The organism is Rhizobium sp. P43 (assembly GCF_056730705.1).
This window is the reverse complement of sequence record NZ_CM161539.1, coordinates 3,984,471-3,997,470: the sequence shown is the minus strand read 5'-3', so window position 1 is coordinate 3,997,470 and position 13,000 is coordinate 3,984,471. Positions and strand designations below refer to the sequence as shown.

Annotated in this window: 13 protein-coding genes; 8 read left to right on the top strand and 5 right to left on the bottom strand. The window is 61.8% G+C overall.

What is annotated here, in order from left to right; genetic code table 11:
- Nucleotides 1-4: 4 nt before the first annotated feature.
- From AC1PUL_RS19810 to AC1PUL_RS19790, 5 genes are all read left to right on the top strand, one after another.
- Nucleotides 5-724, top strand: a complete 720-nt coding sequence (locus AC1PUL_RS19810) for a uroporphyrinogen-III synthase (RefSeq protein WP_480465723.1) — start codon at nucleotides 5-7, stop codon at nucleotides 722-724.
- A 90-nt stretch (nucleotides 725-814) separates the two neighbouring features.
- A complete protein-coding gene (locus AC1PUL_RS19805; RefSeq protein ID WP_480465722.1) occupies nucleotides 815-2,005 on the top strand; it encodes a COG4223 family protein in 1,191 nt (396 codons plus the stop codon).
- A gap of 3 nt (nucleotides 2,006-2,008) precedes the next feature.
- Nucleotides 2,009-3,655 (top strand): heme biosynthesis HemY N-terminal domain-containing protein, encoded by a 1,647-nt coding sequence (locus AC1PUL_RS19800; RefSeq protein ID WP_480465721.1) that lies wholly within the window; start codon nucleotides 2,009-2,011, stop codon nucleotides 3,653-3,655.
- A 10-nt stretch (nucleotides 3,656-3,665) separates the two neighbouring features.
- A complete protein-coding gene (locus tag AC1PUL_RS19795) occupies nucleotides 3,666-4,145 on the top strand; it encodes a tellurite resistance TerB family protein (RefSeq protein ID WP_480465720.1) in 480 nt (159 codons plus the stop codon).
- Nucleotides 4,135-4,869, top strand: coding sequence for a glutamine amidotransferase (locus AC1PUL_RS19790; protein WP_480465719.1), 735 nt, complete (start codon nucleotides 4,135-4,137; stop codon nucleotides 4,867-4,869). The genes AC1PUL_RS19795 and AC1PUL_RS19790 overlap by 11 nt, the downstream gene beginning before the upstream one ends.
- Here AC1PUL_RS19790 and AC1PUL_RS19785 read toward each other — a convergent pair.
- Nucleotides 4,854-6,101 (bottom strand): MFS transporter, encoded by a 1,248-nt coding sequence (locus AC1PUL_RS19785; RefSeq protein WP_480465718.1) that lies wholly within the window; start codon nucleotides 6,099-6,101, stop codon nucleotides 4,854-4,856. The two genes, AC1PUL_RS19790 and AC1PUL_RS19785, sit on opposite strands and share 16 nt — an antisense overlap.
- 124 nt (nucleotides 6,102-6,225) lie before the next feature.
- Between AC1PUL_RS19785 and AC1PUL_RS19780 the strand changes: the two genes are divergently transcribed.
- Together AC1PUL_RS19780 and AC1PUL_RS19775 are read left to right on the top strand one after the other, a co-directional pair.
- Nucleotides 6,226-6,516 (top strand): YggT family protein, encoded by a 291-nt coding sequence (locus AC1PUL_RS19780; protein ID WP_480465717.1) that lies wholly within the window; start codon nucleotides 6,226-6,228, stop codon nucleotides 6,514-6,516.
- A complete protein-coding gene (locus AC1PUL_RS19775; protein ID WP_480465716.1) occupies nucleotides 6,513-6,827 on the top strand; it encodes a DUF167 domain-containing protein in 315 nt (104 codons plus the stop codon). Before AC1PUL_RS19780 ends, AC1PUL_RS19775 begins: the two co-directional genes overlap by 4 nt.
- 2 nt (nucleotides 6,828-6,829) lie before the next feature.
- Here the strand turns inward: AC1PUL_RS19775 and ppa are convergent, their stop codons facing one another.
- A complete protein-coding gene (ppa, locus tag AC1PUL_RS19770; protein ID WP_480465715.1) occupies nucleotides 6,830-7,366 on the bottom strand; it encodes an inorganic diphosphatase in 537 nt (178 codons plus the stop codon).
- Nucleotides 7,367-7,492: 126 nt separating this feature from the next.
- On the opposite strand from ppa, the gene AC1PUL_RS19765 reads away from it, so the two are divergent.
- On the top strand, nucleotides 7,493-8,122 hold the full coding sequence (locus AC1PUL_RS19765) for a hypothetical protein (protein ID WP_480465714.1): 630 nt from the start codon (nucleotides 7,493-7,495) through the stop codon (nucleotides 8,120-8,122).
- An 11-nt stretch (nucleotides 8,123-8,133) separates the two neighbouring features.
- On the opposite strand, the gene AC1PUL_RS19760 is transcribed toward AC1PUL_RS19765, so the two are convergent.
- From AC1PUL_RS19760 to AC1PUL_RS19750, 3 genes are all read right to left on the bottom strand, one after another.
- A complete protein-coding gene (locus tag AC1PUL_RS19760; RefSeq protein ID WP_480465713.1) occupies nucleotides 8,134-8,640 on the bottom strand; it encodes an N-acetyltransferase family protein in 507 nt (168 codons plus the stop codon).
- A 178-nt stretch (nucleotides 8,641-8,818) separates the two neighbouring features.
- A complete protein-coding gene (gene typA / locus AC1PUL_RS19755; protein ID WP_480465712.1) occupies nucleotides 8,819-10,648 on the bottom strand; it encodes a translational GTPase TypA in 1,830 nt (609 codons plus the stop codon).
- 157 nt (nucleotides 10,649-10,805) lie between these two features.
- A complete protein-coding gene (locus tag AC1PUL_RS19750; RefSeq protein WP_480465711.1) occupies nucleotides 10,806-12,869 on the bottom strand; it encodes a M3 family metallopeptidase in 2,064 nt (687 codons plus the stop codon).
- Between the last annotated feature and the right edge of the window lie 131 nt (nucleotides 12,870-13,000).

Below are 13,000 nucleotides of genomic sequence, written 5' to 3'. Positions count from 1 at the left end.
GGCCATGCGCGTTCTGGTGACGCGCCCTGAACCGGCGTCGGCCAGAACCGCCGCCGAACTTGGGCGTCGTGGCCATGAGCCGGTCCTGCTGCCGCTGATGCAGGCTGTCCAGCAGCCGGAAGTCCTCGCTTCGTCTCCCTCACACGGCATAGCCGCCATAGCCGTGACCAGCGCCGAAGCCATGCGCGTGCTGGCGAGCCTGCCAAACGACGCGCGACACCCCTTCATCGCCCTGCCCCTCTTTGCCGTCGGCCGCGCCACGGCCCGCGCCGCAAGAGAGGCAGGTTTCCAGGAAGTTTCGGTTGCCGATGGCGATGGCCGTTCCCTCGCACGGCTGCTCATTGCGAAAACCGACCAAAATCCGGGTGCGCCGATCCTTTACCTGACCGGCACACCGCGCTCGCCGGAGTTCGAAACGACCCTGGCCGACGCTGGTCGCATCGTGGATGTTCGGGAGTGCTACCAGATGATCCCGGCTGCTCATGACGATGCCGAACTGACGCGAGCGCTGACACCGATGCCGGATGCCATTCTGGCCTATTCCTCGGAGACGGCGCTGCGGATAGGCGAGATCTTCGAAGGTACCCAGGAATCCCTCGATTGGTCCGAGGTGCGGTTCCTGTGCCTTAGCGAGAAGATCGCGAAGGCGCTTCCCGCAGAAATTCAACCGCGAGCCCACTGGCCGATGGAACCTCGCGAGGATCTGCTCCTTCTTCTGCTTTGATGCAGTGCCGCGTGAAATGGAACCTCAGGCCTTTCCTTCGCCACGAGGACTGACTAGGTTTAGCCACACGCGCGAAATGAAGAGGTTGCCATGGTTTCCGGAAAGCCACCCCGTCGATCGAAAGCCACCGATGAGCCGGTGACGATCGACCTGACCGCCGAGGAAACCGCCGCCACGAAGGATGGCGCGAATCCCGAGACCGACACGCCAGTTGATCCCTGGACACCGGCATCCGAGACCTCCGCCGCAAGCACGCCGGCCGACGAGAAAGACGCGAGCGTCGATACCACGCCGAAATCAGAGACACCGCCAGCACGAGAGCCGGTGCGCCAATCGCCCCCGACCTCGACACTGGTCGCCTCTGGCATTTTCGGCGGGCTCGTGGCCCTCGCGCTTGCCGGCAGCATGCAATATGCAGGCATCGTGCCGGGCCTTGGACCGGAACAGACGGTCGAGGCCCCTGCAATCGACACGGCAGAACTCGACGCCCTGAAGGCCGAGGTCGCCCGGCTTGCGGCCCAGCCCGCAACCCCCGCAACCGATCCTGCTCTTGCCGAGCGCATTGCGGCCCTGGAGACCAGCGTCGCGAATGCCGGATCTACACCGGCCGCTGACGCTGCAGCCGTAGAAGCTCTGAAAACACAGCTTGTCGCCGCCGAGCAGGCAATCGAATCGCTGCGCGCCGAAATCGCCAGCAACAAGCAGGCCCTCGACCAAAGCGCGACACGTCTGACGGAAGCCGAACGCAAGCTGGAAGAACCTCGCAGCGATGTAGAAATGGCGCGCGCGATAGCCCTTGCCGGCCTGAAAACGGCAATTGATCGCGGTGGCCCTTTCCTGTCCGAACTCGATGCCCTGAAAAGCGTTTCGCCCGAAGACCCGGCCATCGCAACGCTGACCCCGCTCGCAAGCGCCGGTGTGCCCTCCCGCTCCGATCTCGCGCGCGGCTTCAACCAGGTTGCAGAGGATATTCTGGCGGCCATCAATCAACCTGCCACAGGCGAAGGCTGGACCGATCGCCTGCTGGCAAGCGCCCGCTCGCTGGTGAAGGTGCGGCCTGTCGGCAATGTCGAAGGCGAGACACCGGAAGCCATCGTCGCCCGGATCGAAAACAAACTGCAAAATGGCGACCTGAAGGGTGCGTCACTCGAATGGGAAACTCTGCCCGAGATGGGCAAGCAGGCATCCTCCGATTTCGCGACCAGACTGAAGAGCAGAATTGAGGCAGAAGACAGCGTATCTGCTGCCCTGTCTCAGACTGTCGCTGGCAACGGAGGCTGATGCATGACCACGATCCTCAAGATCCTCTTTTTCTTTGGCCTCATCCTGGCGCTGGCATTCGGCTTTTCCTGGATCGCCGAACGCCCGGGCGAGATCTCGCTGGTCTGGGAGGGACAGCAATACCAGACGGGCCTGATGGTCGCCGTGACCGCCCTCGTCGCGCTCGTCGCCGTGATCATGCTGTTGTGGTGGATGCTGCGTGCCCTCTGGACATCTCCCCACTCGGTCCGCCGCTTCTTCCGCGCCCGCAAGCGCGATCGTGGGTATCAGGCGCTCTCGACCGGTCTGATCGCCGCCGGCGCCGGCAACGCCCTTCTCGCAAGGCGCATGAGCGCCCGGGCTCGCAGTCTCATCCGCGCCGACCAGGAGCCCCTGATCCGCGTCCTCGACGCCCAGGCAGCGCTGATCGAAGGGCGCTATGATGAAGCGCGCCGGCTGTTCCAGGAAATGTCGGAGGATCCCGAAACCCGTGAGCTAGGCCTGCGCGGTCTCTATGTCGAGGCAAACCGTCTGGGTGCCCATGAGGCCGCCCGGCAATATGCCGAGCAGGCCGCTGAAGCGGCCCCGTACCTGCCCTGGGCCGCCAAGGCGACGCTCGAATATCGCTGCCGCGCAGGACACTGGGACGATGCGATCCGCCTGCTCGACCAGCAGAAGATCGCCCATGTGCTGGAGCGCCACGAGGCAGAGCGCTTGAAGGCGGTGCTGCTGACGGCCAAGGCCGAAGACCAGCTGGAAGCCGATCCGGCCGGTGCTCGCGACAGCGCCCTGAAGGCGCTGAAGCTGGCCAAGGATCTGGTCCCGGCCGCGATCGTCGCCGCCAAGGCCTACATGCGCGAAGACAATCTGCGCAAGGCATCGAGCACGCTCGAACAGGTCTGGAAAATCGAACCGCATCCGGAACTCGCCCGCGCCTATGTGAGAGCCCGAAGCGGCGACAGCGCGGTGGACCGCCTGAAGAAGGCCGAAAAGCTGGAAGCCCTGAAGCCGAACAACTACGAATCCCTGCTTGCGGTCGCGGAAGCCGCACTCGATGCGCAGGACTTCAAGAAGGCCCGCGCCAAGGCCGAAGCGGCAGCCCGCATCGCCTCGCGTGAGCGCGTCTATCTGCTGCTTGCCGATATCGAGGAAGCCGAAACCGGCGATCAGGGCCGCATCCGCCACTGGATGGGCCAGGCACTGAAAGCCCCGCGCGATCCCGCCTGGGTGGCCGACGGCCATGTCTCCGAGCGCTGGATGCCGATCTCGCCGGTCACCGGCCGTCTCGACGCCTTTGAGTGGAAAACGCCCTTCGACCAACTCGCCGGACCGATCGAGGAAGGCAGCGTGTCAGACGGCGAAAAGGCACTCGCTTCCCTGCCGCCGGTCTTGAAAGCCGATGCGCCGGCACAGCCGAAGTCTGCGGTCGAAAAGCCATCCCCGAAGCCGGTGGAAGCCCAAGGGCTGGTGATCGACGCAGACGCGCCTACCAACAATCCGGCCAACACTGCAAAGGCGGAAACACCCTCATCCGAGGCATCCAAAGAGGGCCTACCGACAAAGGAGGCGGTCGTCGTGGAACCCTTCTTCGGGCGCCCTCCGGATGACCCCGGTGTCAAGGATCCGACGCTCACAGCACCCGAACCCAAGACACGCCTGAAACTCTTCTGACGGAGCCCTGATGCTCGATCGCCTGCAAGCCTTCTTCCAATCCGTGATGCAGGATCGTCCCAAGGCGGTCTTTGCGCCCGATGATCCCCGGATTGCCGTGGCTGCCCTCTGTCTCCAGGTCATGGAGGCAGACGGTGTCGTGCGCGATGCCGAGCGGATGAAACTGCGAGAAATCCTGAAGGAAGAATACGGGCTTGATGATGGCGCGCTCGATGCCTTGATCGAAGCCGGCCAGGACGCCGAAAGCGAGGCGGTCGACTACTATCGCTTCACCACCGAACTGAAGCGCCAGCTGGACGAAGACGAGCGCCAGCATCTGGTCGGCATCCTCTGGGACATCGTCTATGCCGATGGCACCCGCAGCGAAATGGAGGATCATGCGATCTGGCGGGTTGCCGATCTGCTCGGCGTCTCCGGACGGGAACGCATCGTCCAGCGACAGGAAGCAGCCGAACGGGCGGGTCTTGGAGCCATCGACGATGCCACGTGAGGACCGGTCGCGCCCGCGCGATCGCAAGCAGCCTGTTCTCATCGTTCTGCACCAGGAAAGGTCGAGCCCTGGCCGCGTCGGACAGATGCTGGAAGAGAAGGGCTACCCCCTCGACATCCGACGCCCCGTGCTCGGCCAGGAACTGCCGAAAACGCTGAAAGACCATGCCGGCGCCGTCGTCTTTGGCGGCCCGATGAGTGCCAACGACCCTGATGAGTATATCAAAACCGAAATCAACTGGCTCGACGTGCCGCTCAAGGAGGACAAGCCCTTCCTCGGCATCTGCCTCGGCGCCCAGATGCTGGTCCGCCATCTTGGCGGCAAGGTCGAGGCAGACCGGGAAGAGCGCACCGAAATCGGCTGGTATCCGATCCACCCGACGGAGCATGGCCGGTTGCTGATGCACTGGCCAAAGATGGTCTACCACTTCCACCGCGAAGGCTTCAGCCTGCCGCGTAGTGCAAAGCTGCTGGCAACCGGGGACGTCTATCCCAATCAGGCCTTCCGCTATGGCGAAAATGCCTGGGCCGTGCAGTTCCACGCCGAACTGACCCGCGCCATGATGCACCGCTGGGTGGTTCACGGCGCCCATCGCTTCGTCCTGCCGAACGCCCAGCAGGGCCGCGAGCATCTGGAAGGCCGGATGATCTTCGACGCGCCGCTCAAGGCCTGGCTATCGGATTTCCTCGACCTGATCTTCGAGCGAGATCAGCGCGTCTCCTGACGCTCCGGCGCTTCCAGGCTGTCGATCTTGCGCAGCTGCGGGAAGCCGAGCGCCCAGACGGCGGCAACGGCAAGCGTTCCAAAACCACCAAGCACAACCGCTGGGACGGGCCCGATGAAATGCGCCAGCGTACCGGCGCGGAACTCGCCGAGTTCGTTGGAGGCGCCGACGAAGACCATGTTGACGGCGTTGACGCGGCCACGCACGTCATCCGGGGTCCAGAGTGCGATCAGGGTCTCGCGCACATAAACCGATGCCATGTCGGCGGCGCCCATGAGCATCAGAGCGAGGATCGAAAGCCACGCATATTCGGACAAGCCGAAGACGATGGTGCCGGCCCCGAACAGCGCAACGCCGATGAACATGAAGATCCCGGCATTGTGGCGGATTGGGAAGCTTGCAAGCGCGATTGCGACGACGATGGCGCCGAGCCCGGGCGCTGCGCGCAGCAGGCCGAGGCCCCAGGGACCGAGATCGAGGATGTCGCGGGCAAAGACCGGCATCAGCGCGACAGCACCGCCAAGCAGCACGGCGAAGAGGTCGAGCGAGATCGCGCCCAGCACCACCTTTTCCCCGAAGATGAAGCGGAAACCGGCAAACAGCGTATCGAGCGTGACAGCTTTCTGGGACCTTGGCTGCGGTGGGCGCTTGACAAGGAAGACCAGCACTGCGGCGGCAGCGAAAAAGCCGAAGGACACCGAATAGGCGACGACCGGGCTTGCGCCATAAAGCAGGCCGCCGGCGACCGGTCCGACGATCGAGGCCGTCTGCCAGGAAGACGAGTTCCAGGCGACCGCATTCGAGAGATCCTTCTGTGGCACGAGATTGGGCGCAAGCGACTGGACCGCCGGTGCGGCAAAGGCACGTTCGATCCCGAAGACCACAAGGATCGCGAACACGATGGTCGGCTCGAAGGAATCGGTGACGGTCAGGAAGAGCAGGGCAGCAGCACAGATGGCGCTCAGGATCATGCAGATAGCGACGATGGCCCGGCGGTTATACCGGTCGGCAACCGATCCGGTCACGAGAATCAGAAGCAGCGACGGCAGGAACTGCACCAGACCGATCAGGCCGAGATAGAAGACATTGCCCGTCTTGTCGTACATCTGCCAGCCGACGGAGACGCTGAGGATCTGCGTGGCGAAGGCGCCGAGAAAGCGGGCGAAGAAGAAGCGGGTATAGGAGGAATGCCGAAACGCCGCGAAACGATCGTCGGCCGAGGACGGGTGCATCGAAAATACCTTAAGCTGCGGGCAGGCCCGCCGTTAAACATGATTCTGATTGCGTGGGCCCCATCCACTTGTCCGTTAAGTCGCCAATGTCTACATCTCTGTCAACCGAGAAATGGAGACCTGAATGTACGCCCTGTTTCAGACGATTGACCTTGCCTTGAGCATCTTCACCTGGATTCTGATCGGGAGTGCCATCTTCTCCTGGCTCTACGCTTTCAATGTGATCAATTCCAGCAACCGCTTCGTCGCCACCCTCGGCCAGTTCTTTTACAACGTAACCGAACCGGCCCTGCGCCCGATCCGCCGCTTCATGCCGGATCTCGGCGGCATCGACATCTCGCCGATTATCCTGCTGCTGATCATCTTCTTCCTGCGCTCCTTCCTCTGGAACAGCATCTATCCGCTGGTGGCGTGACCCTCCCCTATCGCCTCTGCAGTGATAACATCCTGCTCGCCGTCCGGCTGACACCCAACGGCGGGCGTGATGCGTTGGAAGGCGTGGAGATTGCAGGTGATGGCCTGGCGCATCTGAAAGCCCGCGTGACCGCCATGCCGGAGAAGGGCAAGGCCAACAAGGCACTGATCGCGCTACTGGCAAAGGCGATCAAGGTGCCCAAATCCAAAATCACTGTCGTGACGGGCGAAACCGCCAGACAAAAAATCCTCCGGATCGACGGCGACCCGGAGGACTTGAAATCAAGGATAGACGCGCTGGCGTCGGCCTGAAATTACTTCTTTTCGTCCTTGGCGCGCTGGATCGATTCCAGAATGATCTGCTTGGCGGCATCAACATTCATCCAGTCGCCGATCTTCACCCATTTGCCGGGCTCCAGATCCTTGTAATGCTCGAAGAAGTGCTGGATCTGCTTCAGCGTGATTTCCGGCAGGTCCGTGTAGTTGGCGATCTTGTCGTAACGACGCGTCAGCTTCGGCACCGGAACAGCGAGGATCTTCTCGTCCATGCCGCCATCGTCTTCCATCATCATCACGCCGATCGGGCGGACATTGATGACGCAACCGGGCACCAGCGGGCGTGTGTTGCAGATGAGAACGTCGAGCGGGTCGCCGTCCTTGCAGAGCGTGTGCGGCACGAAGCCGTAATTGCCCGGATAGGTCATCGGGGTGTAGAGGAAGCGGTCGACGACGAGCGTGCCGGCATCCTTGTCCATTTCGTACTTGATCGGCTGGCCGCCAACCGGAACTTCGACGATGACGTTGATATCTTCCGGCGGGTTCTTGCCGATGGCAATTGCATCAATGCGCATATTGTGGGACCCCGTAGAGTGTTGAATTCCTGCGCTACCTAATGCGTATCATGGCGCAATGCAACACGGCTTTCGGCGGAGCCTGAGCATGTGCTGGCGACGATCAAAACCTGGGGGAGAATTCGGATGACCAAGCCTGTAAAACACCTGATGTCGGGATTATTGATCCTCGGAGGTCTCGCCTTGGCAAGCCCGTCGATGGCCAATGACAGCGCCTATACGGATCTGAATCTCGATGCCTGTGAAACACTGGCGGAGGATCCCATGGGCGCATCTCTCCGGTGCCGGGGATACAAAGGTTATCCCGTGTATTTCAAGGAGGGCGACCTGCGCCAGAGCGTGCTGTTCGGTCAGATCGATCAGGAGCTGATCGACGCGGCTTTCGAGAGCTTTGCCGCCTTCAACCGGGTCAACACGAAAATCGAGTGGCGGCTCGACGGCAATGGCCGGCCTTTCGCAGCCATCCTGCGCTGGTTCATTGAAAATCCCGGACCAAGCGGCTCACCCAGCCCTGAAAGCACGGGGCAGGTGCTCGTCATCTCCCGTGTCGGAACACCGGCCTATCCGGGCTCCTGCTTCGTCGGCATGGTGGATGCGAAATCGACGCCCAAAGCAAATGAGCTCGCGAGGCGCGTCGCTGACGAGGTTGCAGGCAGTTTCGACTGCGGCATGCAGCCGCCGGAATGGTACGGCAAGCGCGGGGATCTGACGAGCGAGCGCAGTTTCAGCTGGCCGGAAGGCTATGTCGTGGACTGAGGGAGATCCCGTCAGTTCCAGATGAAGCCGAGCTTCTTTAAATGAACGTCGTCGAAGTCTTCCATGCCTTCGACGGCATCGACGCCGCCATTGGTGCGGAAGAAATTGGCAGCGATTTCGCTGTCTTCCAGGCACCAGACGACCATGCCCTTGCAGCCGAGCGACTTCAACAGGCGCCGTGCTTCGTGGAAAAGCTGGTAACCGAGCCCGATGCCCTGATATTCCGGTCGGAGATAGAGCTCGTAAATCTCCCCTTCATGCGGCAGGGCTCGAGCGCGATTGTGACCGAGAGATGCATAGCCCGCGACGACACCGGCGACTTCCGCAACGAGGATGGTGGCAGGGCCGCGCGTGGCCTTGCGCCACCAGCTTTCGCCACGTCGCTCGATCATTCGGGACAGAGCGCGGTAGGGTATGATCCCCGAATAGGCGTGCATCCAGGCATTGCGATGGGCGTCCGCGATCGCTGCGGCATCCCCGGGACCTGCCAAGCGCAAGTCGATCGACAACGTCTTCATAACGTAAACTCACCCTGGCGCGCCGAGGAAGGAGACGCGGAGCCCGGGCCTACATCGGCCCAATGGGAAAATTTAACGCTTTTTTAAGATTACTCGCAAGGCAGAACCGGTCGCATTCACAAACAAAACCCCGGCCGAGGCGACCGGGGTTTCAAAATGAGACGTATTTTCAAAAGGTTCAGCCGGCGACGGCGGACTTGGCCTTTTCCATGCGCTTGCGGTCGTTGGCGTCGAGGAACATCTTGCGAAGGCGGATGGACTTCGGCGTGACTTCGACCAACTCGTCGTCCTGGATCCAGGACAGCGCACGCTCGAGCGTGAAGCGGATCGGCGGGGTGAGCTTGACCGCTTCATCCTTGCCGGCAGCACGGATGTTGGTGAGCTTCTTGCCCTTCAAGACGTTCACTTCCAGATCGTTGTCACGGCTATGAATGCCGATGATCATGCCCATATAGACCTTCTCGCCGGCATCGATGATCATCGGGCCGCGATCTTCCAGGTTGAACAGGGCATAGGCCACGGCTTCGCCGGCTTCGTTGGCGAGCAGAACGCCGTTGACGCGGCCACCGATCTCACCCTTGTAGGGCTGGTAGTCATGGAACAGGCGGTTCATCACGGCGGTGCCGCGCGTATCGGTCAAGAGTTCCGACTGGTAGCCGATCAGGCCACGGGTCGGAGCAAAGAAGACCAGACGAACGCGGTTGCCGCCCGACGGACGAAGCTCGACCATTTCGGCCTTGCGCTCGGACATCTTCTGCACGACCACGCCGGAATGCTCTTCGTCGACGTCGATAACGACTTCTTCGATCGGCTCCATCATCTGGCCGGTCGCTTCGTCCTTGTGCATGACCACGCGCGGACGCGATACGGCAAGCTCGAAGCCTTCACGGCGCATGTTTTCGATGAGGACGGCGAGCTGAAGTTCACCGCGACCGGAGACGAAGAACGAGTCCTTGTCGGCCGACTCTTCGATCTTCAGCGCGACATTGCCTTCGGCTTCCTTGAACAGGCGGTCGCGGATAACGCGGCTCGTCACCTTGTCGCCTTCGGTGCCGGCAAGCGGGCTGTCGTTGACGATGAAGGACATCGTGACGGTCGGCGGGTCGATCGGCTGCGCCTTCATCGCTTCGGTCACGGCCGGATCGCAGAAGGTATCGGCAACGGTGCCCTTGGAGAGGCCTGCGATCGCAACGATGTCACCGGCATGGGCTTCTTCGATGGCGGTGCGCTCGATGCCGCGGAAGGCGAGGATCTTGGAGATACGGCCCTGTTCGATGAGCTTGCCGTCCTGACCGAGGACCTTGACGGCCTGGTTCGGCTTGATCGAGCCGGCAGCGATACGACCGGTGATGATGCGGCCGAGGAAGTTGTTGGCTTCCAGGATCGTGCCGATCATCTTAAACGGGCCTTCTTCGACCGTCGGCGCCGGGACATGCTTGACCACGAGGTCGAGCAGCGGCGTCAGGCCTTCTTCCTGCGAACCGTTCGGATCGGTGTTCATCCAGCCGGAGCGGCCCGAACCGTAGAGGATCGGGAAGTCGAGCTGCTCGTCGGTCGCGTCGAGCGCAGCGAAAAGGTCGAAGACTTCGTTGACAACTTCGTCGATACGGGCGTCCGGACGGTCGACCTTGTTGATCGCAACGATCGGGCGAAGACCGACCTTAAGCGCCTTGCCGACCACGAACTTGGTCTGCGGCATCGGGCCTTCGGCAGCATCAACGAGAACGATTGCGCCATCCACCATCGAGAGAATGCGCTCGACTTCACCACCGAAGTCGGCGTGGCCGGGGGTGTCGACGATGTTGATGCGGGTGTCCTTCCACTCGATCGACGTCGCCTTGGCGAGAATGGTGATCCCGCGCTCCTTTTCGATGTCGTTCGAGTCCATAACGCGTTCCATCACGCGCTGGTTCTCGCGGAACGAGCCGGACTGCTTGAGGAGCTCGTCGACGAGGGTCGTTTTCCCATGGTCAACGTGCGCAATGATCGCGATATTGCGGAGGTTCATATCCAAGATCTCTGAGTGCTGGGGCGCAATACGGGAGAGAGGCGCCGATTTACTTTGGCGCGCTCATACCCTGTTTTTTGCATTTGCGAAAGGGGGAAACGCCCGAAGCGCCGGCGATGGTTACCGCCGGCGGCCCTTTTGATCGGCGTCGCGACGCTTAGGCAGCAAGGCCTTTCTTCTTCAGCATCGCCTCCGGGCTCGGCATCTTGCCCCGGAAGGCCTTGTAGGCATCCTCCGGATCGACCGATCCGCCAGACGCATAGATATGTGTCTTGAGCTTCGTTGCCATCTCCGGATCGAAGGGATTGCCGGTTTCCTCGAAGGCGGCGAAGGCATCCGCATCGAGCACTTCCGACCACATATAGGAATAATAACCCGCCGAGTAACCATCCCCGGAGAAGACGTGCTGGAAGTGCGGCGTGGCATGGCGCATGACGATCGATGAGGGCATACCGATCTTCTCAAGCACTTCGGCCTGAACGGCCATCGGGTCCTCCACGGCTGCCCGCGTATGGAAGGCCATGTCGACCAGCGCCGACGAGGTGAACTCGACCGTGTTGAAGCCGGCATTGAAGGTCCGGGCGGCGAGCACCTTGTCGAGCAGCGCCTGCGGCATCGGTTCACCCGTCTGGTAATGCACCGCATAGGTCTTCAGGATCTCCGGCACCGTCAGCCAGTGCTCGTAAAGCTGCGACGGCAGCTCGACGAAATCACGCGAGACGCCCGTGCCGGAAACCGAGGGATAGGTGACATTCGACAGCATGCCATGGGCAGCATGGCCGAATTCATGGAACAGCGTCCGCGCATCATCGAGCGACAGCAGCGCCGGCTTGCCGGGTTCGGGCTTCGCGAAGTTGCAGACATTGTAGATGATCGGCAGCTCGCCCTGACGGCCGTTCTTCAAGGGCAGCCGATGCTGGGTCTGGAAGCTGCTCATCCAGGCACCGGAACGCTTGGAGGGACGGGCGAAATAGTCGCCGAGGAAGAGGGCGACCAGCGTGTCGTTGCGATCACGGATTTCAAAGACGCGCACATCCGGATGGTAACCGACGACATTGGCAAGCGGCACGGCGCGAATGCCGAAGATACGGCCGGCAACATCGAAGCAGGCGTCGATGATCTTTTCGAGCTGCAGGTAGGGCTTCAGTTCGGCTTCGGAGAAATCGAACTTCTTCGCCCTCAGTTTTTCGGCATAGTGACGCCAGTCCCAGGGCGCGACCTTATGGTTCTTGCCCTCATCGGCAATCACGGCGGCGAGTTCGGCTTCTTCTGCCCGCGCCTGCGAAACGGCCTTTTCCCAGACCTGTATCAACAGACCATTCACCGCTTCCGGCGTTTTCGCCATCGTGTTGTCGAGCTTGAAGGAGGCGAAATCCTTGTAGCCAAGAAGCCCCGCTTTCTCCGCCCGAAGCGCCAGCGTCTCCTTGACGATGCCGCGATTGTCGGTCTCGCCTCCATTGATGCCGCGCGACGTCCAGGCCTTGAAGGCGGTCTCGCGCAGATCACGGCGTTCCGAGAAGGTGAGGAAGGGCTCGATGATCGAGCGCGACAGCGTCACCACATGGCTGTGCCCGCCACCATGGGCCGCCGCAGCGGACGCCATGGCGTCGCGGAGAAAGGCCGGAATGCCGGCAAGGTCGTCCTCGCCGGAGAGCGGCAATATCCAGGAGGATTCATCCGCCAGAACATTCTGGCCGAAATTCGCGCCAAGGCTTGCCAGCCGCTCGTTGATGGCCGCAAGGCGTTCCTGCTCCGCCTTGGGCAACTTGGCGCCCGCCTTGACGAAGCCCTTCCAATGGCGCTCCAGAACACGCGTCTGCTCGACGGTCAGGCCAAGCTCGGCACGACGGCTCCAGAGATCATCGATCCGGGCAAACAAAGCCGCGTTCATGCCAATCTTCGAATAATGACGCGACATCTTCGGGGCAATCTCGCGCTCAAGCGCCTGGATGCCAGGATTGGTATGCGCACCTGCCCGGTTCCAGAACAGAGCCGAGACGCGCGAGAGGGCGTCACCGGCGATTTCGAGTGCCACAATCGTGTTCTCGAAGCTTGCCGGCTCCGGATTGTCGGCGATCGCGTCGATCTCCGCGTTATGCTCTTGCAACGCCGCCTCGAAGGCCGGCGCATAGTCACCATCACCGACCTGTTCGAATTGCGGCAGGCCATGGGGGCCCTGCCAATCGATGACGGCGGGATTGAAAGCGGGCGAATCAGTCATGCATGAACCTCCTGAAACCTCGCTTGAATGCAGGCGAAGCACTGATTTTCCACCATGTTAGCCCGGCAAAGGGGCTGCAGGCACGCAAAAATCAGTGAACAAGACGAGATTTTTCCTCAGGCGAAACCGAG